21 protein-coding genes and 1 tRNA gene are annotated in these 21,551 nt (G+C 66.9%); 10 read left to right on the forward strand and 12 right to left on the reverse strand.

What is annotated here, in order from left to right; all coding sequences use genetic code 11:
- The first annotated feature begins 42 nt into the window (after positions 1-42).
- From ABZ824_RS10020 to ABZ824_RS10030, 3 genes are all read left to right on the forward strand, one after another.
- On the forward strand, positions 43-774 hold the full coding sequence (locus ABZ824_RS10020; protein WP_356962900.1) for a hypothetical protein: 732 nt from the start codon (positions 43-45) through the stop codon (positions 772-774).
- 8 nt (positions 775-782) lie between these two features.
- A complete protein-coding gene (locus ABZ824_RS10025; RefSeq protein WP_356962901.1) occupies positions 783-1,244 on the forward strand; it encodes a hypothetical protein in 462 nt (153 codons plus the stop codon).
- A 141-nt stretch (positions 1,245-1,385) separates the two neighbouring features.
- Positions 1,386-1,459: transfer RNA gene (locus ABZ824_RS10030), tRNA-Gly, on the forward strand.
- A 474-nt stretch (positions 1,460-1,933) separates the two neighbouring features.
- Here the strand turns inward: ABZ824_RS10030 and ABZ824_RS10035 are convergent.
- The 9 genes from ABZ824_RS10035 to ABZ824_RS10075 form a co-directional block, all read right to left on the reverse strand.
- A complete protein-coding gene (locus ABZ824_RS10035; RefSeq protein WP_356962903.1) occupies positions 1,934-2,746 on the reverse strand; it encodes a class I SAM-dependent methyltransferase in 813 nt (270 codons plus the stop codon).
- A 10-nt stretch (positions 2,747-2,756) separates the two neighbouring features.
- Positions 2,757-3,218 (reverse strand): hypothetical protein, encoded by a 462-nt coding sequence (locus tag ABZ824_RS10040; protein ID WP_356962905.1) that lies wholly within the window; start codon positions 3,216-3,218, stop codon positions 2,757-2,759.
- A gap of 31 nt (positions 3,219-3,249) precedes the next feature.
- Positions 3,250-4,191 (reverse strand): alpha/beta fold hydrolase, encoded by a 942-nt coding sequence (locus ABZ824_RS10045; RefSeq protein ID WP_356962907.1) that lies wholly within the window; start codon positions 4,189-4,191, stop codon positions 3,250-3,252.
- Positions 4,192-4,519: 328 nt separating this feature from the next.
- On the reverse strand, positions 4,520-5,629 hold the full coding sequence (locus ABZ824_RS10050) for a class I SAM-dependent methyltransferase (RefSeq protein WP_356962909.1): 1,110 nt from the start codon (positions 5,627-5,629) through the stop codon (positions 4,520-4,522).
- A 360-nt stretch (positions 5,630-5,989) separates the two neighbouring features.
- Positions 5,990-6,505 carry a flavin reductase family protein gene (locus ABZ824_RS10055; protein ID WP_356962911.1) on the reverse strand — a complete coding sequence of 172 codons (516 nt, stop codon included), beginning with the start codon at positions 6,503-6,505 and terminating at the stop codon, positions 5,990-5,992.
- Positions 6,498-7,013, reverse strand: coding sequence for an NAD(P)H-dependent oxidoreductase (locus ABZ824_RS10060; RefSeq protein WP_356962913.1), 516 nt, complete (start codon positions 7,011-7,013; stop codon positions 6,498-6,500). The genes ABZ824_RS10055 and ABZ824_RS10060 overlap by 8 nt, the downstream gene beginning before the upstream one ends.
- 11 nt (positions 7,014-7,024) lie before the next feature.
- Positions 7,025-8,242 carry an SfnB family sulfur acquisition oxidoreductase gene (locus ABZ824_RS10065; RefSeq protein ID WP_356962914.1) on the reverse strand — a complete coding sequence of 406 codons (1,218 nt, stop codon included), beginning with the start codon at positions 8,240-8,242 and terminating at the stop codon, positions 7,025-7,027.
- Positions 8,242-9,357, reverse strand: coding sequence for a dimethylsulfone monooxygenase SfnG (gene sfnG / locus ABZ824_RS10070; RefSeq protein WP_356962916.1), 1,116 nt, complete (start codon positions 9,355-9,357; stop codon positions 8,242-8,244). Before sfnG ends, ABZ824_RS10065 begins: the two co-directional genes overlap by 1 nt.
- A gap of 127 nt (positions 9,358-9,484) precedes the next feature.
- Entirely contained in the window at positions 9,485-10,876 is a 1,392-nt protein-coding gene (locus tag ABZ824_RS10075) for a styrene monooxygenase/indole monooxygenase family protein (RefSeq protein ID WP_356962918.1), read from the reverse strand.
- A 98-nt stretch (positions 10,877-10,974) separates the two neighbouring features.
- Here ABZ824_RS10075 and ABZ824_RS10080 point away from each other — a divergent pair, with 98 nt between their 5' ends.
- Positions 10,975-11,457, forward strand: coding sequence for a GAF domain-containing protein (locus ABZ824_RS10080; RefSeq protein ID WP_356962919.1), 483 nt, complete (start codon positions 10,975-10,977; stop codon positions 11,455-11,457).
- Between the two features lie 151 nt (positions 11,458-11,608).
- Here the strand turns inward: ABZ824_RS10080 and ABZ824_RS10085 are convergent, their stop codons facing one another.
- A complete protein-coding gene (locus ABZ824_RS10085) occupies positions 11,609-14,479 on the reverse strand; it encodes a BTAD domain-containing putative transcriptional regulator (protein WP_356962921.1) in 2,871 nt (956 codons plus the stop codon).
- A gap of 99 nt (positions 14,480-14,578) precedes the next feature.
- Here ABZ824_RS10085 and ABZ824_RS10090 point away from each other — a divergent pair, with 99 nt between their 5' ends.
- The 6 genes from ABZ824_RS10090 to ABZ824_RS10115 all read left to right on the forward strand — a co-directional run bounded on the left by ABZ824_RS10090 (position 14,579) and on the right by ABZ824_RS10115 (position 18,807).
- Positions 14,579-15,145: a carboxymuconolactone decarboxylase family protein gene (locus tag ABZ824_RS10090; protein WP_356962923.1), complete on the forward strand. Its 567-nt coding sequence runs from the start codon at positions 14,579-14,581 to the stop codon at positions 15,143-15,145.
- Positions 15,142-15,927: an NAD(P)H-binding protein gene (locus ABZ824_RS10095; RefSeq protein WP_356962925.1), complete on the forward strand. Its 786-nt coding sequence runs from the start codon at positions 15,142-15,144 to the stop codon at positions 15,925-15,927. The genes ABZ824_RS10090 and ABZ824_RS10095 overlap by 4 nt, the downstream gene beginning before the upstream one ends.
- A 36-nt stretch (positions 15,928-15,963) precedes the next feature.
- On the forward strand, positions 15,964-16,425 hold the full coding sequence (locus ABZ824_RS10100) for a carboxymuconolactone decarboxylase family protein (protein WP_356962926.1): 462 nt from the start codon (positions 15,964-15,966) through the stop codon (positions 16,423-16,425).
- Positions 16,426-16,438: 13 nt separating this feature from the next.
- Entirely contained in the window at positions 16,439-16,930 is a 492-nt protein-coding gene (locus tag ABZ824_RS10105) for a DoxX family protein (RefSeq protein ID WP_356962927.1), read from the forward strand.
- Between the two features lie 52 nt (positions 16,931-16,982).
- Positions 16,983-17,621, forward strand: coding sequence for a hemerythrin domain-containing protein (locus ABZ824_RS10110; RefSeq protein WP_356962929.1), 639 nt, complete (start codon positions 16,983-16,985; stop codon positions 17,619-17,621).
- 196 nt (positions 17,622-17,817) lie between these two features.
- Positions 17,818-18,807, forward strand: coding sequence for a pyridoxal-phosphate dependent enzyme (locus ABZ824_RS10115; RefSeq protein WP_356962931.1), 990 nt, complete (start codon positions 17,818-17,820; stop codon positions 18,805-18,807).
- Between the two features lie 86 nt (positions 18,808-18,893).
- Here the strand turns inward: ABZ824_RS10115 and ABZ824_RS10120 are convergent, their stop codons facing one another.
- Positions 18,894-20,327 carry an LLM class flavin-dependent oxidoreductase gene (locus ABZ824_RS10120; RefSeq protein ID WP_356962933.1) on the reverse strand — a complete coding sequence of 478 codons (1,434 nt, stop codon included), beginning with the start codon at positions 20,325-20,327 and terminating at the stop codon, positions 18,894-18,896.
- On the reverse strand, positions 20,324-21,547 hold the full coding sequence (locus ABZ824_RS10125; RefSeq protein ID WP_356962935.1) for an acyl-CoA dehydrogenase family protein: 1,224 nt from the start codon (positions 21,545-21,547) through the stop codon (positions 20,324-20,326). The genes ABZ824_RS10120 and ABZ824_RS10125 overlap by 4 nt, the downstream gene beginning before the upstream one ends.
- Positions 21,548-21,551: the final 4 nt, after the last annotated feature.

Genomic DNA, 21,551 nt, shown 5'->3' on the forward strand with positions numbered 1-21,551 from the left:
GCGTCCGCCCGTATATCCGCCATTTCGGCACTGTTCGACGGCATGGACGACGACACCAACCGGCAACTGCTCCAAGACCATTTCACGACTCTGAAAACCAGTGCCGACACCGTCAGCACCGCCGCGCAGAAAATGGCCGCACCCGTTGGCGACTACAAGAGCGCGACCATCGCCCTCGGTAACGACAACGCCAAAGCGATCAACGCGCTGGAACTGTCAATCAGCTTGATCGCGATAACCGCCGGTGTCGCTTTCCTGTTCAGCCTCGGCTCCTCCGCCGTCGCCGCAGCCGCCGCGATAGACGCCGACGTGGTCGCCACGATCAACGCGATCCAAACCTCCTACCGCGCCAGCCAAATGGTCCGAGTCATCGGTCTCACCAGTCTCGCCGCAGGGGCTGTCGGCACCATCGACGCCTTCCACGCTCTACCCGCCGTCGACCTCGACAAAGCCATCACCAACCTCGCCGCCATCATCGGCATGACGTCGACCATCGATGACGATCAGGCAGGTGATTCCGATGAACCGGACTTTCACCACAGCGAATACACTCGAGCCGAGATAGAAGAATTCATCAACGGACATACCGGCGACGGGAATCCGACGATGGACCGACCGACTCCCCAGCAGGTTCATGACGCCCTGACAAAAGGCACACCGGAACCGATGGGTGACGGACGCACATCGGAGCAGGCCGAGCAATTTGTATACAAGGGGGTCAAGGTTGTCGTGAACTACGAAATGCCATGGAAATCCACCGCCTGGAAACTGTGAGGAAAAGAATGTCAAACCCCGAAGATCGCGCGCATCGTCATTTTACCGAGGACGAGATCGTCGATATCAGGAGTCACCCGATCACACTGAAATCGGGAGAGGAACGCGATGCGATCCGCTTGGCGGATTCATGGGAAGCCCACGTCGAGAAGATCGATCGCGACAGAAGCCTGCCCTGGTCGGACCGCACCGTCTGGAACGAATACGATCTCAACGCCGCTTATACTGTACGGGATTACCTGGAAAGTGCCATTAATCAGTTGCCGACAATACTCGCTGCTAAGGTGAATAACTACGTCTCCGATGCGGACGATAGATTCACGTCTATCACTGTCGAGGACTCAGGAAAGCGCATGGCGGCAGTCGCGAACATCGACACAACCGGGCGTGGGTGGTGGTGGTTCCGCATACCCGACTCCGGTCCGATCGTTGAAGACCTTGCTCGCTGGAGCCGATTCGAGAGCGAATAGCCGGCGATGCCGGGCGCCCAGCCGCCTGCTGAAGGCTATCCATTACAGCCCGATCAGCTGTGCCCAGTGCGAACCCCAGATCAAGGGAGTTGACCTACATAGTGCCTGGTCTGATAGAGTCGCGGACGCGCACTGCGCAGTGCCGATGTAGTTCAATGGTAGAACTTCTGCTTCCCAAGCAGACAGCGCGGGTTCGATTCCCGTCATCGGCTCCACCGAAGGCCCTGCATCGGCACCCCGCCGATCCAGGGCCTTTCTGCTACCCGACCAACCGCCCCGCAGCGCACGTCGTCGAGTGGCACATGGTCGAGGCGAATCGCGAGTAGCCCCTCCGTCATGTGCCACTCAACGAAGTGCCGGGCGGTTACCGCCGCTGGGGGTGGTGTGGGTTACAGGCAGTAGTGGGCGCCGCTGGACAGGGCGTGCACGAGGCAGGCCAGAGACTGGGCGACGCTCGAGCCCGAGGAGACGCCGACAGGAGTCGCCTGAGTGCCGACGGGAGCCGGTTGCGGGCTCGGGATGGGCTTCAGAGGTAATCCGCTGGATGTAACCGTGGTGTTCGCCCAACTGCACCTGCTGCAAGAGAAATTGCGACGGCGGCAATGACTTTCAACGTCGTGCGGACCACCACATCACCGGCCTCTACGGTGGTGGTTGAGGATGGGGTGACGGCGCGATGCCTCGAGACACTAGAAGGCGTATCGGAGTATTCGGTTGGCTTGCCGAGACAGTCCTGAGCTGAGGGCTATGGCGCGGGTTACCGCGCGTAACGGTTGTGGGAAGAGGTCGACTTCGCCGGCGCGGGTGAGAAGTTGTTCTTCGATCAGTGTCAGGCGGGCGCCCCATGTTTCGGGTTCGTGGGCGTCGTCGAATCCTTGGGCGGCGCTGATGCCGATGGCTTTGATCGACGGGTGGTATTTCATGGCCCAGGCGGCGAAACGGGTGTAGCCGTTGAGGGCGAGTTCACCGGTCGGGAAGTGTGTGGTCGCCTCGCGGATCAGGGTGTGGAACGTGTCGCCGGGCAGGAAAGGCAGCAGGCCCTCGGCGACGATCATGGCTGGTCGATCGGCGGGCAGCTGCTGAGTCCAGCCCGGCTGGGTGAGATCGACGCCCAGCGGATGGGGGCTGTGCGGAAGCAACTGTCGGCGCAGTTCGATGACTTCGGGGTAATCGACGTCGTACCAGTCGACATCGGCGGGTGGATCGCATCGGAACATGCGGGTGTCCAGGCCGCAGCCGAGATCGAGTACCACCGCATTTCGGTGCATGGCGGTGAACGCGCGTACCGCGTCGTCGAGTTTTTTCGCGCGTAGCGCCGTTCCGCAGATGAGGCTGGGTTTCAGCTCGAGTTCGGTGAAGTCGTAGTCGATCCGGTCGGCCAGCTCCGCCTGGTGGGTGTCGCCCAGGATCGGGGTGCGCGTGGTCGCGTCCAGTGCTCGGGCTTGCAGGGTGAGGAGCAGGGTTTCCTGAATCGGGTCGAGGTCGGGTCGGATTCGGAGCACGATCGGTCCTTCAGGTGGTGGTGTCCGTGTGTCGGGCGGCGATGTCGCGCAGCCAGGTCAATGCCTGCTGAGCGGCCCGGATGCGTTCGGTGAGAGCGGGATCGGTGCCGCCGACCAAGGAGAGTCCGTCCTCGGCGATGTCGCCGAAGGCGCCCAGGCCGGCGATTTTGCGATGGATGACCTTCTCCCAGGCGTCGTCCTCGATGCGGTAGTAGGCGGTGCGGTCACCGGGGACCCGCACCTTGCGGACGAGGCCGATGGTGGTCAGCAGGCGCATGTTGGAGGTCAGCGAGGCGCGGCTGGCGTGGATCGCCTCGGCGATCTGGCCGGCGGATTGCTCCGGCGGATCGCAGATCATCAGTAGGCCGAGGATTCGTCCGGTGATGGGGGGCAGTGCCCATTCCTCGACGCAGAAGGTAGCGACTCGCTCCACCCACTCCAGCGTGGCGTGCTGTCGATCCGGTTCCGGCATGCTGTGTCCTCCTGCGCTGTACTCGGCTCGATTACTGTGGCATAGCGGTCACCGACTCCCGGGTCGGCTCCGGGGTGGGAGCGACGAGGCGGGTCCGGCGCAGGTGCCGGTCGAACCACTCGACGGCCAGAGCCATGGCCTCCTCCAGCCCGGGACCGGTGTAGAGACCGAGCACGTCGTAAGGCAGGATCTCGAGTCGTTTCGGCTCGCCGGCCTTGGCGAAGGCGCTCTGTGCCTCCTCGAGCATGTGGTATGGGTCCCAGCCGCCGTTGGCGATCATCAGCAGCGGGGTCGGCGCCAGGCGATGAATGAGGTCCTCCGGCGCAAAGGTCAGCAGATGTTCGGCGGAGTCGAGGGTCTTCTCGTTCCGGTAGTTCGGGAACATCTCGGCGGCGAGATCCGGTGCGCTCTCGACGTTTTCCCCCCGCAGCGTCAGGTGCGGCACCCGAGCACTGTCGTGGCCGGCATATCGGCGCTGCCAGTCCTCGTCCAACCGGTCCCGCAGCGCGGCTACGCCCTCCCTGCCGAGCAGCCGCTCCAGATACCGCCATCCGTTCCACACGCTCGGGCTCTGCACCACAACACATTTCACGCGCCGGTCCAATACCGCGGCCTGCGTCGCCACCGAGCCCCCGATGCTGACACCCCAGAGTCCGATCCGATTCGGGTCCACCTCCGGGCGGGTTTGCAGATACGACACCGCGCTACGAAAATCTTCCGTCTGTCGCTGCGGGTAGTCCTGGCCGCGAGGTTGCCCCGCGCTGGCCCCGACCGTGCGATAGTCGATCGCCAATACCGCGAACCCCGCCCGCACGAAATACGGTGCGAACACTCGCAATGCCTCTTTCACCATCACCCCGGAGTGCCCCAGCACCAGACCGGGGACCGGGCCGTCCGCCGCGGGCAAATACAGATCACCAGCACACGCGGTGCCAAGGCTGTTGAACGTCACTTGCTCGATATGGAGATCCATCAAAGCTCCCGTCGTTGCTAGTCATTTCAGTCTTCACTGAAACGACTAGCAATGTCAACATCGTCCCCGAAACCCGTTGCCGATACGATCAATACGCCGTGGACTGCTGCCAAACGAACGACCTATGAGGCGCGCTGTGGTATCCGACGCACCAGCGGATGCGTTGCGCCGATCACCGACTCCGTGGACCCGTCGGGATCCGGCGCCGCAGACCTCGACCACCGAGGCATCGTGTCGTCGCCCCTCCCTCGACCACCACCGAAAGTGAGCCGGAGCCGACTATCCGACGGTCCCGGATGACGGGGGTAACCACTCCGTGATGTGCCACTCAACGAGGTGCCAGGCGGTAGAGGGAAGTGGTTTCGCGTGTGCGGGCGTGGTGGAGTGGAGAGGTGGGGTTGTGGGCTCGGTGGTGGGTGGGGCGGGTCGTCAGTTGGGCGGTGATGTGGAGGCCTGCGGTTGTGATGCGGTCGAGGAGTTCGTCGTGGGGGCGCAGGCCTAAGTGTTCGGGGAGGTCGGAGAGGATCAGCCAGCCTTCGCCGCCGGGGCGCAAGTGGGCGCGGAGGCCGGAGAGGAAGGTGTACAGCATGGACGAGTTCTCGTCGTATACGCCGCTTTCCAGGGTCGAGGTAGGTGTGCCGGGGAGCCAGGGGGGATTGCACACCACCAGGTCGGCCTTGCCGTCCGGGAAGAGAGTCGGGCCTTGCACCGCGACGGATGACAGGCCCAGTCGGTCGAGGTTGGCGCGGGCACAGGTCAGCGCACGGGAACTCTTGTCGGTGGCTGTGATTCGAGTGCAACCGCGGCGGGCCAGAACGGCGGCGAGCACGCCGGTGCCCGTGCCGAGATCGAAGGCTGTCTCGGTCCGCGCGGGTAGCGGCGCGGTTGCGACCAGATCGATGTACTCGCCCCGGACCGGGGAGAACACACCGTAGTGCGGATGAATGCGGTCGCCGAGCGCGGGCACGTACACACCCTTCTCTCGCCACTGCGCCGCCCCCAGCACGCCGAGCAACTCGGTGAGCGCGACCACCGTACGCCTCCGCGCCGCGCCGTACGCTTCGGTGCAGGCGCGCCGCACATCGGGAGCGCGACGCAACGCCAGCGAATAGTCGTCTTCCAGCAGCACGAGCAACTTGCCGAGCACTTCCGCCCGCCGCCGACGAGACGCGCGATACCGGCGGAACGCCTCGGCCGGATCGTCGCCCAGCGAAACCTTCCGCTCGACCCGCCGACCCATCGCCCGCAGCAACTGCCGCGCATTGGGGAAATCACCGCGCCACAGCAGGCCGGTCCCCGCTCGCGCCATTCGGCAAGCCGCTTCGGCAGTCGTCCAGTCGTTCACCACCACGAGGGAATCGGGTGGTGGCGTGCCATTCTCGGAATGCCAACGGGCGCTCGGGCAGGTGTTGTCCTCGGTCCAGGAAACGGTGGACACCGCGTACTCCTCGTGTACGAACGTGCAAAGGGCACGAAGAGCACCTCGACGCGGAGACGCGAAATTGCCTGTGCTGCTATCGCACAGGGGCTATCAGGTCGCCTGTTTACGCCCGCGCCGAAGTGCGCGGGAAATCACCGAGAACCATCCCGAGCGACATAGCCGGACCTTTCCGTAGGAGACGCCTGAGTCTCCCACAGCGCCGCCGGTACAGCCCAACCATGGGCCGTGAGAGGTCGTCCGGTCGCTTCGACCGGCAACTTGCGTCACGCAGTTCGATGTCAGGTCTTGCAAGGACGCCGTCGCGTCCCCTGCACGACCGGACGAACCCCGCCGCGTTCTGGCGAGTGAACCAGCCCCTCAGGCCGCCCCGTTCGCCGATTCCGCGTGCAGTCGGCGGAACTTGCTGCCGTGGAAGACGAGCGGGTCCACGTCGGTGCGGGTGGCGATGCGGTGGATGCGGAGGATGACCACCGCGTGGTCGCCTGCCGGGACGTGCGCTTCCTGGACGCCCTCGATCCAGGCGGACGCCCCATCGATGAACACGGCGTCGCCGGAACCGCGGTGCAACTGGATGTCGCGGAAGCGGTCGCCGTCGCGGGTGCCCAGTGTGCGGGCGGCGGCCTGCTGGTCGGTGCCGAGCAGGCTGAGACCGAGGTGGCTCGCGGCGGCGAGCTTGGGCCAGGTGGCCGACGAGTTCTGCACGCAGAACGAGACCAGGGGCGGATCGAGCGAGACGGGCACGAACGTGCTCACCGCCAGACCGTGCGGGGTTCCGTCGATTTCGGCGCACACGGCGACGACGCCGCTGGGGAAGTTGGCGAACGCGCGACGCAGACCGGCTCCGTCGGCGGGGAATTCGAACAGGTCATACATGATTCGCAGCTTTCGAGCTGTGGGCCAGTGCCTGGGCGACCGAACGCCACCGACCACTGTACCGGTCGATGACGCCGTCCTCGGCGAATGTGCGATCGGACAGGTAGAGCCCGGGCAACGCGGCGGTGGCCCCGATTTCGACGAGCACGGGCTTGAGCAGCAGGTCGGGCGCGAGAGCGTGGGCCGGTCCCGCGCCGAGCATCACCGGGACCGCGAGCACGCCTTCCAGGCCGGTCCCGCCCTCGAACTGTTCGAGAAACAGCTTGAGCAGACCGGTGTAGGTCGCCTTGAAGGTGGGGCTGGCGAAGACGACGAGCTCCGAGCCCGCCACGGTGCGCACCGCCTCGGCTACGGCCGGGTCACCCCAGCTGAGCAGCGCGGGACCGAACTCGACCAGGTCGATCACGGTGGGCTCCACCTCAGGTCGCAGCCCCCTCGCGACCAGGGTGGCCGCGGTGAGCGTGCGTGAGGCGGGTTTCGGATTTCCGACGACGACAGTGACTGCCATTTCGTCTCCTTTCAGATCACACCGTGGAGCGGTGGCGCGGCGTCGTGCAGCAGGGCCCTGCCGATGTGCTGGTATTTCCAGCGCACCGGATCGTGCAGGGTGTGCGTGCGCGCGTTGCGCCAGAAGTGGTGCAGATTGAGATCCGCCCCCGCGCTGCGCGTTCCGCCGACCTCGAACAGTGCGGCGGACACGTCGTTGGCGGCGCGGTCGGCGAGTATCTTGGCGGTCGCTACGGCCAGCGACGACTGGGCGATGTTCGCGGCGCTCGGATCGATCCGGATAGCCGCGTCCAATGCCCATCCGGCCGACGAGAGCGTCGCCTCGGCGGCGGTCACCGCGACGGACAATTCACCGAAGCGCTGGATCAACAGCGGGTCGTCCACCGCGTTCGCCACCCCCGCCTCGAACCACGGACGACTCTTCGTGCGCACGAATTCCGTTGCCGCGGTGAGGGCGCCTCGGGCGATGCCGGTGTCGATGGCGGCGTGCAGCAACTGGGCGAACGCGCCATAGCCGGTGGGTGCCCGCACCGCGCCGGAGCGGGGAATCACCTGGTCACGATCGACGAGCACACCGTCGAACGACACCGTTCCGCTACCGGTGGTGCGCTGCCCGATCCCGTTCCAGTCGTCCACGACGCGCACGCCCGGAGTGTTGGCGGGCAGGTAGACGATGTACTCCCCGGGTTCGAGACCGCTGCGCCCCTCCGGGTCGTCCAGCCGGGTCAGCACCGCGAACAGATCGGCGAACAGCGAGCCGGTGCAGTAGTACTTCGCGCCGTCCACCCGGAATCGATCATCGACCGGCCGCAAGGTGGTTGCGATGTCGGCGACGGTCGCGCCGCCGCGCTCGGACTGCGCGTTGGCGATGCGCCCGCCGTCGAGCACCCGCCCGAAGTACCGCTCCTGCTGCTGGGCCGTACCCGCGAGCCGGAGCAGGTTCACATACACGAAGTGGCTGTGCGGGATCTGCGCGATATTGGGATCTGCCGTGGCGAGAATGCGCGTCACTTCCGCGACCGCGCTCGGCGGCAGATCCGCGCCGCCGTGCGCGGCGGGCACGGTGATCGCGAGCAGACCGCTGGCCGCCAGCCGGTCGACCTCCGCGTACGGCAGCGCGCGCTCCCGGTCGCGTTCGGCGGCTCCCGGCGCGAAGTCCGCCGCGAGCCGCTGTGCGACCGCGAACGCTTGTGCCGCCGACAGGATGCGATCGGCGGCGACCGCGGTCATCAGTTCACCGCCGCGACGGGCCGCTGCGCGGCTTCCAGCTCACGCACCAGCGGGAGCACCTTCGCGCCGAAGTACTCGATCTCCTCCTGGAAGTGCAGGAAGCCGCCGAGAATCAGGTCGACGCCGAGCTGCTTGTAGGCGACGATCCGCTCGGCCACCTGCTCCGGCGTGCCGATCAGCTGGGTGCGGAAACCGTCGTTGTACTGCACCAGGTCCTCGAACGTGGAATCGGCCCACATGCCCTTGCGGTCCTTGGTGGACGCGCCCGCCTGCTGCACCGCGTCGCGGAAGCCTTCCACCGCGGGCTTGTTCGCCTTCTCGACGATCTCGCGCAGGGTGTCGCGAGCTTCCCGCTCGGTATCACGGGCGATGATGAAGCCGTTGAGCCCGAATCTCACCTCGCGGTCGTGGGCGCGGGCGACGGCGCGCAGGTCGTCGAGTTGCTCGGTGACGCCGTCGAAGTCCTTGCCGTTGGAGAAGTACCAGTCGGCGTAGCGGCCGCCGTTGCGCCGTGCGGCGGTCGAGTTGCCGCCCTGGAAGAGTTCGGGATTCGGCCGCTCCGGGGTGTTCAGCGGCTTCGGCTTCAGCGTGAAGTCCCGGATGCGGTAGAAGTCGCCACCGTAGTTCACGTTGTCCTCGGTCCAGATCTTGCGGATCACGTCGAGGAATTCGGCGCTGCGCCGGTAGCGCTCGTCGTGCTCGAGCCACGGCTCGCCGAGCGCGGTGAACTCACCGGCGAACCAGCCGGACACGACGTTGATGGCGAACCGGCCATTCGACAGGTGGTCGGCGGTGGCGCCGAACTTGGCCAGTACCGCCGGATGCCACAGCCCGGGATGCACGGCCGCGATGACCTTCAGCCGCTCGGTCGCGCCGAGCAGCGCGAGACTGAAAGAGGTCGATTCGTGCTGGTACTCCGCGCCGTAGGAGGCGGTGTAGCGCACCTGGGACAGCGCGTAGTCGAAGCCGTTGTTCTCCGCTGTCTGGGCGAGCTTCTTGTTGTACTCGAAATCCCAGCTGGTGCGCTGTTCGATATCGCTGGTGACCAGTCCCCCGCTGACGTTGGGCACCCAGTAGGCGAACCGGATCTGCTCGGCGATCTGCTCCGTGGTCATAGCTGCTCCATGGTTATCGGGGGTAGCCGTCGGATCGGAGGCCGGACGCCACGCGTGCGTCCGGCGCTCCTTCCACTCCAGCACCGGCCCCCGGTCGGGACGAGATTTTGAATCTGTGCGATTCGGATCAGGCGCCGGCGAGCACGGGCGAGTAGCTCGACCTGGCGAACTTGCCCGCGGGCGCGAACCGGCCCAGTAGTGCGGCGGCGTCCTCGCCGGTGACCCGCGTGATGAACTCGTTGACCGCTTCCGGCGAGTCGACCGGCAGGAACGGCTGCGGCCGGTGCAGCAGGCCGACCAGCGCCGAAGCGAACGCCGGGTCGACGGCCGCCGCGGCGAAGAACGCGTTGCCGACCTCGGCCAGTTCGGGATCGCTGAGGAACAGCCTGGTCACCTTGTTCGCCGCATCTGCGCGCGCGGCGAGGAACGCGGCGTACTGCCGCGCGATCCACGCCTCGTCGAACGGTCCTTCGTGCACGGCGGCCGCCGCGACCAGCCGCTGCGCCTGGATCAGGCCGCTCTGCGCGCCCTGCCCAGCGATCGGATCGTAGGCGATGGCGGTGTCACCCAGCGCGGCGACCACGTGGCCCCCCGCGGTGCGCCCGACCCCCGACCGCACGACCGGGCGCACCGCGCCCTTCAGCCACGAGTGCGGATCCTCGGGAATGGTCTCGGTGGCCAGCACCTCCGGCAGGTCCCACTCGATGTAGTCGCGGTAGAGGTCCTGCACGATCCGGTGCGCCGACTCGGCGGAGTCGGCCCCGGCGAATCGCTTCTCCCAGTCACTGCCGGGCCGCGCCCAGCCGAGGAAGGCCCAGCTCGGCCCCGCGTCCTTGTGCAGGTACGGGCCCCACCAGCCCTCGCCCTGGTCGGCGAGGATGGAGAAGCCGCTGTGCGCGCCGCCCGCCACGCTGCGATGCGCGAAAACATTTTCGTCGTGGCCGATCCCGGTGACGACGACGGTGAGCAAGGACCGCTGCGGCGCGTCGTAGGGTGTGCGCTGCGCGTCGACGGGGAACAGGTCCGACAGCCCGCCGCGGCCGGTCGCGACCAGCGTGAGGTCGTTGGCGGCGGCGATACCGTCGAGCGTCTCCGGCGTCACTTGCTCGACCACGAACCGGCCGCCGCGCTCCAGGAACGCGGTGAGCCGCTCGTCGGCCTTGAGCCGGGTGTCCACCGCGACGCCGACGTATCCGTCGAAATGGCCGTCGAATTGGATCAATTCGGGACGATCGGGGCCAGGTCCGGCGATGCGTACGCTCAAGCCGGTGTGCCGGGGCGCCCGCCCGGTGTAGCTGTCCAATCCGAGCGCGGCCTCGGCCTGCTGGGTCTCACCGAATTCGAGCGCCGTGCCGGTGGCGGGCACGTCGTCGCGTAAGGCGCGCTGATCGCGCTCACTGTAAAGGGTGACGTCGAAACCGGCGTCGAGAAGTCCTAGCGCCGCAGTGACGCCGGTCTGTCCGGCGCCGATAACCGCGGCCGAACGAGTGGAACGGGATACGGGTTGCTGCGAAGTCATGCAGGGATGATGCGATGGACGCGCGGTGCTCGCAGAGTGTTGCGATCACCGAGAATCAATAAGCAGACAGCGAATTCGCAGCGCGTACCATTCGGGCCATGTCGTTTGTCGTCGCCGACCTGACCGGAGACCGCACCGAGCAGTACCGCCAGCTCGTCGCCCAAGCCGAAGCGCTGGTCGCGGGCGAGACCGACCGCATCGCCAACGCCGCCAATCTCGCCGCATTGGTATTCCACGCCCTACCCGAAGTGAATTGGGTGGGTTTCTATTTCTACGACGGTCGGGAACTGGTGGTCGGCCCGTTCCAGGGCAAACCCGCGTGTGTGCGCATCCCGCTGGGAAAAGGCGTCTGTGGCACGGCGGCGCAAACCAGAACCACTCAACTCGTGCCCGACGTGCACGCATTCGAGGGACACATCGCGTGCGACGCCGATACACGTTCGGAAATTGTCGTACCGCTGGTCCGGGACGATGCGCTGATCGGAGTATTCGATCTCGACAGTCCGCGGCCGGGGCGGTTCGACGACATCGATCGTGCGGGGCTGGAAGCGGTAGCCGAGATATTTCTGGCGGCGATCTGATTAGTCGGCCGTAGAGCCGGACGGCGCCGGGCCCCGAAGGCTCCGACTCCGAACCGCTTCCCTGGCGTTGTCCGCACACCGGAGCGAGCGGGACCTCGGCGGTCCACTGCGGGCCGCACACCCGGCCCACTCCGACCACTGCGGATTCCGGCTAATCGGAGTCGGGGAGTATGTCCAGGAAAACGCGCATATCGTCGGCCTCCGGGACGCCGAGATTCGCATACAGGCTCATCGCGGTACCGGCGTATTCGCGCGCTCGCCCGACGTCGCCGAGATCTCGATACGCGCGAGCCAGCCCGTCGTTGGCGCGCGCCCGCTCGGGTAGGTTCAGCACCTCGTCGGCCAACGTCAGTGCGGTGCCGTGCTGTTCGGTCGCCGTGCCCGGATCGCCTGCGGTGCGGTCTGTCTCGCCGAGGCCGTTGAGGGCGGACGCTTCGTCACCACGACTGCCCAGCATCCGATACAGGTCACGAGCCCGAGAGTGGTTGTGCCTGGCCTCGTCCAGCAGGTCGTTGCGGCGGCACAGCGACCCCAGGTAGTTCAGGACCAACGCCTCGCCACGCTTATTGCCCACCTCGCGGTGCAGTGCCAGCGCGCGGTCGAGATGTTCGCGGGCGTCGCGGTACTGATTGTTGTCGGCGCCGAGCAACATGCCGAGGTTGCCGAGCACGTGCGCCTCGCCGACTCGGTTGCCCAGGCGGTTGGCGAGATCGAGCGCGTCGCGCAGGTATCGCCCGGCCTGGTCGTACTCCCGTTTACGCCACGCCACATTCCCGAGCGTGTTCAGCGCTCTGGCCTCTTGATAGCGATCGCCGGAGAGGCGGGCGACCCGCAATGCCGCCCTCGAATGCGTCGTCGCCAGCTCGTAATCGCCTTGTCGCCAGCAGGCCCAGCCCAGGTCGGTCAACGCTCTGGCCTCGCCGATCGAATCGGCCAGCTCTCGACTCGCCAGCAGTGCCACCTGGTGCAAGCGTGCGGCGTCGGAGTGGCGGGAGTTGCCGTCGAGATAGGGACGCAGGGTTTCCGCCGTGTCTCTGGCGTGCGCGGGCGTTCCGTGTTCGGACGCATAGGCCGCAGTGGTGACGAGGTTTTCGCGTTCGGCGTCGAGCCACTCGGCCGCGGCCTCGGCGTCGTCCAGCGGCGTCACCCGGGCCACGGAGGGCGGCAGCGGTTGGCGGTGACCGGCGCTGTAGGGGAACAGCAGATCCACCGCCGTCCGCGCGGTATGCAGGTAGTGATCGAAAAGCCGTGACAGTGCGACGGCACGGGCATCGTCGGATTCGTCCACCGACACCATGGCGCGGGCATGCTGACGCAGCAAGTCGTGAAAGGTGTATCGGCCGGGCTCGTATTGAGCTATCACGTGGACGTCGAGGAGGCCTTCCAACAGCATTTCGGCGTCGTCCACCGAGGTACCGACGAGCGCCGCCGCGGCGACGGGATCGATATCCCGCCCGGGGTGCAGGCCGAGCAGCCGGAACATTCGCTGCCCGTCCGCGCGAAGCTGCCGATAGGAGAGGTTGAACGCGGCAACGACACCCCGCTCGGCCGTCGATAATTCGGCGAGTCTGCGCCGCTCGCCACGCAGCCGCCCCGCCAGATAGCCGACGGTCCACTGTGGGCGGTGCAGTAGTCGAGCGGCGGCGATCCGAACCGCCAGTGGCAGAAACCCGCACAGGTGCAGCACGTCCAGCACTGCGAGCGGTTCGGCGGTGGCGCGCTCGCCCACGATCCGCTCGAAGAGGTCGACAGCATCGCGTGCCGGCAGTGGCTCGACCGACAGCGCCCGAGCACCGTCCAGGTCGACCAGCCGCCGCCTGCTGGTTATCAGGACGAGACTGTCCGTCCCGCCGGGCAGCAACGGCCGGACTTGATCGGCATCCACAGCGTTGTCCAGCACCGCGACCACTCGCCGCCCAGTTAGTTCCGACCGCCACAGCGCACCGCGCTCGGCGGTGGTCTGCGGAATACGTTCGGCGGGGATTCCGATCTGGCGCAGCAGGATTTCGAGCGCCGTATCTGTCGCGACCGGTTGGCGGTCGATCGTGTGCGCTTGGAGGTCGATGAACAGCTGACCGTCGGGGAATCGGTCCGCTACCCGGTGCGCGGTGTGGACGGCGAGCGCGGTCTTGCCGATGCCCGCCATGCCGTCGATCGTGGCGATGGTTCCCGCGGTGCCGGCGAGTGGTGCGAGGAGATGCCCGAGTTCGGCGTCTCGGCCCGCGAAATCCGGGATGTCGTATGGCAAGAAGTTCGCACTACGCGGCACAGGCTCGGTACGTGCGGCCGGTGCCGTTACATGTGTGGCCGGTTCGACGTCGTCCCGCAATACCGCCTGTTCCAGCGCGACGAAGGCGCGTCCCGGATCCAGCCCCTGCGCCTGCGCGAGTGCCGTCCGGAACGATCGTGCGGCGGCGAGCGCATCGACCTGACGTCCCGCCCGATGCAGCGCGAGTATCAGTTGACCGGCCAGCTTCTCCCGCAGCGGGTTCGCGGACACCATAGCTGCCAACTCGTCGAGCACCGCCTCGTGCCTGCCCAGCCCGAGTTCTACCTCGGTCAACTGTTCGAACGCCGCCAACTGCTTCTCCTGCAGGCGGCGCCGCACGGACGCGACGTAGTCAGCGTTCAGATCGGCGAGCGCCTCGCCGTGCCACAGCGCCAGCGCCGCGCGCAGTTCCGCCACCGCGGCCTCGGGCTCGGAAGCGGCCAGCAATCGGCCTGCACCGATCCGGCTGTTGAATTCCGCGAGATCCAACTGCCCCGGCCCCGGCAGCGCAACGTATCCGGCGGGTCTGGTCTGCAGTACCTGGGCCGCGTTTGCTTCGCGCAACACCTTCCGGATCGCCGTCACCGCGGCGTGGATCTGCGAGCGCGCAGTGTCCGGGGGATCCGCACCCCAGATGGCCTCGATGATTCGGGCCGCGCTGCAGACTCTTCCGACATTGACCAGGAGATAGGCGAACACCGCACGATGTCTTGGCGCCACAGCCGACTCGCAGCCGTCGACCACGATTTTCATTGGTCCGAGGACCGTAAAACGCGCACCCATCTCGGCTCCATACAACACCCATCGTGAAGGCATCGCAAAAGTATCAACGGGCCGTAACACGCTGTTCCCATGCCGCAAATGCCCCCGATAGACCCGGAGAACGCGGGTGACGCTGCCGGGCACCTCTTCACTGTCAGCCAGCAGCTGTTCGGCGTCACACCGAACAACGTGAAGGTGATGGCGCAAAGCCCTGCCGCCCTGCGGGGGTATGTCGCCCTCACCGAAGCGCTGGGCGGCAGCGAGATGCCGGCGTTCGCACGTTCCGCCGTCGGGCTGCTGGTCGCCCAGGAGCACGGGTGTGACTACTGCCTTTCGGCGCACAGCTTCCTCGGCAGTCGTCTCGCGGGGATGACCGAGGGCGAGCTCAGCGACGCCCGATTCGGCTCGGCCGACGACCCGAAATACGCGGCGATCCTGGCCTTTGCGGCGGCGCTGATCCGCCGCCGCGGCGCAGTCACCGACGACGAACTCTGCACAGCCCAGGCGGAACTGGCGCCTACCGAACTCGTCGACGTCATCGCTCATGTGGCGCTGGCGATCTTCGACAACTACCTCGTCCTGGCCGGACGGGTGGACATCGACTGGCCGTTGGTCCGGCATACGGACCACGCCCACGACACAAAGGAAACGGAATGACTACGCAAGACAGCACAATCGCGGTAGCGGGCGCCACCGGACGGCTCGGCCGCCACATCGTCGACGTGCTCACCGAGTCAGGGCACAAGGTCGTGGCGATGTCGCGGTCGACCGGAGTGGATGTGGTCACCGGTGCCGGACTCGCCGAAGCGTTCCACGGCGTGACCGCGGTGATCGATGCATCGAGCACGCCGTCCTTCGAACAGCAGGCAGCCACCGACTTCTTCACCGCCTCGGCCCGCAACCTGCACGCGGCCGCGCAGGCGGCCGGAGTGCGGCGGATCGTGGCCGTGTCCATCATCGGCATCGACGGCTCCACCGCTGGATACAACGCCGCGAAGCTGGTGCACGAGCAGGCACTGCTGGCAGGCCCGGTGCCGACGCGAATTCTGCGAGCCGCGCAGTTCCACGAGCTCGTCGAACAGATGATGCATTGGGGCGCAAAAGGTTCGGTGATCTACATCCCGAAGATGCGTACCCAACTGGTCTCCGCACGCGCGGTCGCCGAACAGCTGGCCGAATTCGCGACCGGCGCATGGTCGGCGCGCCAAGGAGGCCCCTTCCCGGAGATTGCCGGACCGCGCGCCGAATACCTGGCCGAGATGGCCCGGCTGGTGACCGCGCGACGTGGGGACGACAGGTCGATCGAGGAGGTCAGCGATCCGGCCAACCCCGACCGCGACCTGTACGAGAGCGGCGCTCTGCTCCCCGGGCCGGATGCCGTCCTGTCCGGTCCGAGTTTCGCCGACTGGCTCGACCAGCAGGCGCGCAGCCACCACTGATTTTGGATTATCAACGTCCCGAGAGGAACACCTGACATGAATGCTCGCATGAAGAACCCCGCCATGGTCCTGCCTGACGCGATGAAGGGAATCAACACCCTCTACAAGGCCACTTACCAGGGCGGAGTCTCCGCCGAACTGCTGGAATTGGTTGCGCTGCGGGTCAGCCAGATCAATGGATGCAGCGCCTGTGTGCACTCACACCTGGCGGGCGGTCGTAAGGCGGGGGTCGGCGACGAGAAGCTGTTCGCCGTCGCCGCGTGGCGAGAATCGCCGGAGTTCGGTGCGGATGAGCGCGCGGCGCTGCTGCTGGCAGAGGTCGCCACCCGGATCGCCGACAAGTCCGAGGATGCCGTGCCGGACGCCGTGTGGGACGAGATCGCCGATCACTACGACGAAAACCAGCTCTCCGCAGTCATTCTCATGATTGCGCTGACCAACTTCTTCAATCGCCTCAACACCAGCATCAAGGAGCCCGCGGGCGCGAGCTGGGCCTGAGCGGAGTATGACGATGACTTCACAGAACTCGCGATCAGATGCGGTTTCCCGGATCCGGACCGCCGCGTATTGGGCGACGACCCTGCCGGTTGCCGCCGAGATGTTCAAAGGCGGCATGTGGGACCTGACCCGGGAGCCGTTCGCGGTCGAAACCTTCGATCAGTTGGGCTACCCCAGATATTTCTTGACGATTCAAGGCATCTGCAAACTGCCCATGGCCGCAGTGCTGGTGGCTCCGGGAATGCCGCGGCTCAAGGAGTGGGTCTACGCCGGGTCCCTCGCCGTCTATCTCGGCGGCGCGGCCTCGCACCTGGCGAACGGCAATCCACGCAAATTCGCCATGCCCGCAACGGTGCTCGCCGGGTTCGCGGCCGCTTCCTGGGCGCTGCGGCCGACGGCGCGCCGCGATCCGAGCCCCGACCCGATCCGGTCGACCTTGCGGATCGGGCGGGGCATCCTGCACGCCCTGCTCTCCGCACCGCCGCCGGAAGCGGCGCGTCCGTGAGCGCCGACCCCGTCGGCGCAACCGATCCATACCGTTCCACCAGGAGAAACCCATGACCCTCGACATGACGACGATGTACGCCATGCACAACGCGCTGCGGCGCGAACTCGAATACATCGCCGAAATCGCCGATCGGATCGACGACGATCCGCGCAAGATCCTCGCCACCGCCGCAGGTTGGCAAATGTTCACCAAATCCCTACTGGTGCATCACACCGCTGAGGACGACGCGCTGTGGCCGGTGATGCGGCAGACGCTCGCCGAGCGAACCGACGAGTTGGCACTACTGGACGCCATGGAGGCCGAGCACGCCGTCATCGATCCGCTGCTCGAGCAGATCGACGCGACCTTCGCCGATCCCGAGGGTGGGCCGGAACGCCTCGGCGGTCTGCTCGATGCCTTGGCGACCGGGTTGACCGGGCACCTGAAGCACGAGGAGGGCGAGGCGTTGCCGCTGATTCAGGCGGTCGTGACACCGGAGCAGTGGCAAGCGTTCGGTCAGTTGCACGGCAGCCGTATCGGTCCTGCGGCTCCGCAACTGATTCCGTGGCTGCTGGATGGTGCCGACGAGCAGACGGTCCAAGTGCTGCTCGCGCCGCTGCCGGAGCCGGTGCGTGCCGCGTACCGCGATCAGTGGCGGCCCGCGTATGCCGCGCTCGATCGGTGGAGTGCGAGCACGGCGACTTTGTGAAGGCCGCAAGCCGCCCTCGGACGGGTATCGAGACCGAGGGCGGTGCGCGTCGGCGGTTCGAGCTCACGGTGCCGACCCGGCAAGCTTCGATTAAAGTACCGGACGGTATTGAGATGAGGGCATAGGCGATCATGCCGGGTTCTGCCGGACCTGGCGGCGTCGACGGAAACCTGTGATCGTCGAGGAGAACCGTCGGATGCGCAGTCCTACCTATGACGAGGTCAAGGCGGCCGCCGAACGTATCGCCGGTGTCGTCCGGCCCTTGACCGTCGCGCCGATGGGTCGGCAATCGGAGGACGAGCAGGCACTCGGTTCCCTCCGGCCGTCGGCTGGGACGGGCGGCGCCGAAATCTTCCTGGGACTAGAATTCCTGCAGCACACCGGCTCTTTCAAGGCTCGCGGCGCGGCCAACCTGATGGCAGGACTGATCGAAACCGGGTCTATGCCGCCAGCCGGTATCGTCTCCGCCACCGGAGCTAATGCGGATATCGGGTTTGCTTGGGCCGCAGGAATTTTCGGCGTGCGGGCGACCGTTTTCCTTGCCGGTTCGACACCCCGGGCCAAGGTAGCCTGGCTGCGCGCGTTGGGCGCTGAGGTTCGGTTGGCAGGCGAAGCGCAGGACAACGCAAGGGAATCCGCCCACGAGTTCATGACGAGCACAGGTGCGATCGACGCCTACAGCTACGACGACAACCTGACCTCGGCCGGTGCGGGCACCATTCTGCTCGAATTCATGGACGCGGTAGCCGGGTTGGACACGATCGTCCTCGCGGTCGGCGCTGGCGGCATGTTTTCCGGAATCGCGGCGGTCGCCGACTATTTCGGCATCCGAGTGGTCGGCGCGGAACCAGATGGCAGCCGGGCGCTCAATGCCGCATTGGCCGCAGGCACGGTGCTCGACGTGAGCGTGGATTCCATCGCGGCCGATTCCCTCGGCGCGCCGAGGGTTTCCGCCGCCGCGCTGGCCTGGGCCGAATCCACAGACGTGCGCTCGGTGGTCGTCGACGACGATGCGATCGTACGGGCGCGTCGGCAGCTGTGGGACCGGCATCGAATCGTCGTCGAACACGGCTCGGCGACCGGCTTGGCGGCACTGGCTACCCGGGCATACCAGCCACGCGACGGTGAACGGATCGGTGTCGTGCTGTGCGGAGCCAATACAGATCCCAGCGACCTCGTCGACTGAGCGATCCCTCGCGGGTCCCGGCCCTGGTCCGAGCGCCCGCCTTCAAGTACGGGCGGGGCTGCCACATCGCCAGAACTGCGTCACCATCAAGAGCTCGCCTCGACCGTCACTCCCGGCCGAGAGACCGTATCCGGCAAAGCTGTCGATCCCAGGCCGCCCAGCCGGTAGCTCGCGCCGCGATGGTCGGTGGGCAATCGATCACCCGCGCCGAACAGTGCGTTGCGCAGCGTGCCCGGCGTGTATTCCGGTGTGTACGCGCCTCTGGCGGTCAATACCGGGACGACGTGCCGGACGATGTCTTCGAACGTTCCCGGTGTGATCGCGTAGGCCAGGTTGAAGCCGTCCAGGTCGGTTTCGGCGGCCCATTCCTGGAGCAGGTCGGCGACCGTCTCCCCGGAACCGACGAAGACCGGGCCCATGCCGCCGATGCCGGCCCACTTGCCGATGTCGCGGACGGTCCATTCCCGCCCGTCGTCGTCGAATTCCTGGAAGGCCGCCACCGCCGACTGGATCGCGTTGCTTTCGACTTGGCCTATCGGGTCGTCGAGGTCGTAGCGGGACAGATCGATGCCCATCCAGCCGGACATGAACACCAAGCCGCCCTCGACACTGGCGTAGGACAGGTACTCCTCGTGCTTGCGCCGCGCCGCCTCGTCGGTCGCGTCGGTGATGATCGTCGCGAGCGCGTAGATGCGCGCGGCGTCACGGGGGCGGCCTGCCGCCGCCAGCGCGTCCCTGATCCGGGAAACCGTCTGCGCGAGCACTCGTTTCGACGGACCGGCGATGAAGATGGCCTCGGCGTTCTCGGCCGCGAAACGCACCCCGCGCGGAGACGCGCCCGCCTGGTAGATCACCGGCGTGCGTTGCGGCGACGGCTCCGACAGGTGGATGCCCGGCACGGTGTAGTGCGTGCCGCGATGACCGATGTGGTGCACCTTGGCCGGGTCCACGTAGACGCCCGCGGTCGCGTCGCGGACCACCGCGTCGTCCTCCCACGAGCCTTCCCACAGCTTGTACAGCACCTCGAGGTATTCATCGGCCTGGTTGTAGCGCTCGTCGTGGTCGAGCTGGTCGGCCGCGCCGAAATTGCGTGCGGCCGAGGGCAGGTAGCCGGTCACCACATTCCAGCCCAGCCTGCCGTTGGTGAGATGGTCGAGCGTGGACAGCCGCCGCGCGAACGGGTACGGGTGCTCGAATCCGGTGCCGGTGGTGATGCCGAACCCGAGATGCTCGGTCACCGCCGCCATGGCGGAGACCAGCAGCAGCGGGTCGGCAACCGGGATCTGCGCGCCTTGGCGCAGCGCGGCGATATCGTTGCCGCCGTAGACGTCGTAGGTACCCAGGACGTCGGCGATGAAGATGCCGTCGAAGCGGCCGCGTTCGAGCAGCTTCGCCAGCTCCGTCCAGTAGCCCAGCTCCTTGTAGCGGTGCGACTGGTCGTCGGGATGCCGCCACAGCCCCGGGGACTGGTGGGCGACGCAGTTCATGTCGAATGCGTTGAACCGGATCCGGCGGGTCACTGCGCGGCTCCTCCGGCAGGTGTACGCTCGCCCGCGCTCCAGGCGAACGGCAGATCGGCGCCGTTGAGCAGGTGATCGCCGATCGCCCGCGCCTTCTGGATCGCCGGGTTGTGCACCGAGATGGTGCGGGCGTTACGCCAGTGCCGATCCAGCCGCAGCTGTTCGGAAACGACCGATGCGCCACCCACTTCGAACAGCAGCGACGTGGCGGGCAGCACCAGATCGATGACGGCGAGCTGGGCCCGGGCCGCCGCGAGTTCGGCGGCCACCACCGCGCTCTCGTCCTTCGCGCCGCCCGCCAGCACATGGTCGAGCACGTCGGCGACGGCGAGCACACTGGCCTCGGCGGCGAACGCGGCCGCCGACAGCCGCCCGATCACCTGTTGCACCAGCGGATCGTGCCGCGGCAGGTCGGCGGCGGAGTGTGTGTAGCCGCGGGTACGCGCCGCGACCCAGTCTCGGATATCGCGCTCGGCGCGCTTGGCGATGCCCGCCAGCACCGCGAGCTGGACCAGTTGCAGGTAGGAGGTCGCGTAGGTCGGTCCGGGCGCGCCGTAGCCGGGGCCGAGGATCCGGTCTTCGCTTACCGCCACATCGGTGAATTCCGTTGTTCCACTGGCCGTCAGCCGCTGGCCGAAGCCGTCCCAGTCGTCGTGCTGACGCACTCCCTCGGCGTTCGCGTCCACCAGCACCCCGACGCGCTCACCGTTCCGGTCGGCGGCGGCCAGAATGTAGTCCGCGTACAGCGATCCCGTGCTGTAGTACTTGACACCATTGAGCAGCCAGCGCCCGCCGTCCTCGGTCAGCGTGGTGCGGTAGCGGTCCACCGCGCCGACACCTGGTTCGGTGATCGCGTTGCCCACCAGCGTGCCTTCGGCCACCGCGCGCAGCCACCGCTCCCGCTCGGGCCCTTGCTCCGCAAGGAGTTGATCCTCGACGAACGAGAAGTGCACCCGCAGCGCTTGCGGCAGATTCGATTCCGCGGCGGCGAGTTCGATGAGCAAGCGGAACAGCTGCCGGACGGTGACGCCGTAGCCGCCGAACTCGACCGGAACGCGCAGCGCGCCGAATTTCGCCGCGCGCAGCAGTCCTACCTCGTCATAAGGAAGCGTGCGATCGATTTCTCGCGTCACGGCGCCCTGGGCGATCCGGTCGAAGATCGGGCCGAAGATCGCATCCAGTTCGGAATCGGTAGTGGATTTCGCCTCGGTGGTCGTCATCAGC

The sequence above is a fragment of the Nocardia sp. NPDC047038 genome (assembly GCF_040644075.1).
Classification (GTDB): Bacteria; Actinomycetota; Actinomycetes; order Mycobacteriales; family Mycobacteriaceae; genus Nocardia; species Nocardia sichangensis.

What these genes read in the sequence shown, in the direction of transcription:
- ABZ824_RS10045 (WP_356962907.1), bottom strand. Translation starts at nt 4,191, where the DNA reads ATGGATCTCCATATCGAGCAAGTGACGTTCAACAGCCTTGGCACCGCG.
- sfnG (WP_356962916.1), bottom strand. Translation starts at nt 9,357, where the DNA reads ATGACCACGGAGCAGATCGCCGAGCAGATCCGGTTCGCCTACTGGGTG.
- ABZ824_RS10080 (WP_356962919.1), top strand. Translation starts at nt 10,975, where the DNA reads ATGTCGTTTGTCGTCGCCGACCTGACCGGAGACCGCACCGAGCAGTAC.
- ABZ824_RS10025 (WP_356962901.1), top strand. Translation starts at nt 783, where the DNA reads ATGTCAAACCCCGAAGATCGCGCGCATCGTCATTTTACCGAGGACGAG.
- ABZ824_RS10090 (WP_356962923.1), top strand. Translation starts at nt 14,579, where the DNA reads ATGCCGCAAATGCCCCCGATAGACCCGGAGAACGCGGGTGACGCTGCC.
- ABZ824_RS10020 (WP_356962900.1), top strand. Translation starts at nt 43, where the DNA reads ATGGACGACGACACCAACCGGCAACTGCTCCAAGACCATTTCACGACT.
- ABZ824_RS10075 (WP_356962918.1), bottom strand. Translation starts at nt 10,876, where the DNA reads ATGACTTCGCAGCAACCCGTATCCCGTTCCACTCGTTCGGCCGCGGTT.
- ABZ824_RS10055 (WP_356962911.1), bottom strand. Translation starts at nt 6,505, where the DNA reads ATGTATGACCTGTTCGAATTCCCCGCCGACGGAGCCGGTCTGCGTCGC.
- ABZ824_RS10110 (WP_356962929.1), top strand. Translation starts at nt 16,983, where the DNA reads ATGACCCTCGACATGACGACGATGTACGCCATGCACAACGCGCTGCGG.
- ABZ824_RS10105 (WP_356962927.1), top strand. Translation starts at nt 16,439, where the DNA reads ATGACTTCACAGAACTCGCGATCAGATGCGGTTTCCCGGATCCGGACC.
- ABZ824_RS10085 (WP_356962921.1), bottom strand. Translation starts at nt 14,479, where the DNA reads ATGAAAATCGTGGTCGACGGCTGCGAGTCGGCTGTGGCGCCAAGACAT.
- ABZ824_RS10065 (WP_356962914.1), bottom strand. Translation starts at nt 8,242, where the DNA reads ATGACCGCGGTCGCCGCCGATCGCATCCTGTCGGCGGCACAAGCGTTC.
- ABZ824_RS10040 (WP_356962905.1), bottom strand. Translation starts at nt 3,218, where the DNA reads ATGCCGGAACCGGATCGACAGCACGCCACGCTGGAGTGGGTGGAGCGA.
- ABZ824_RS10060 (WP_356962913.1), bottom strand. Translation starts at nt 7,013, where the DNA reads ATGGCAGTCACTGTCGTCGTCGGAAATCCGAAACCCGCCTCACGCACG.
- ABZ824_RS10125 (WP_356962935.1), bottom strand. Translation starts at nt 21,547, where the DNA reads ATGACGACCACCGAGGCGAAATCCACTACCGATTCCGAACTGGATGCG.
- ABZ824_RS10095 (WP_356962925.1), top strand. Translation starts at nt 15,142, where the DNA reads ATGACTACGCAAGACAGCACAATCGCGGTAGCGGGCGCCACCGGACGG.
- ABZ824_RS10115 (WP_356962931.1), top strand. Translation starts at nt 17,818, where the DNA reads ATGCGCAGTCCTACCTATGACGAGGTCAAGGCGGCCGCCGAACGTATC.
- ABZ824_RS10100 (WP_356962926.1), top strand. Translation starts at nt 15,964, where the DNA reads ATGAATGCTCGCATGAAGAACCCCGCCATGGTCCTGCCTGACGCGATG.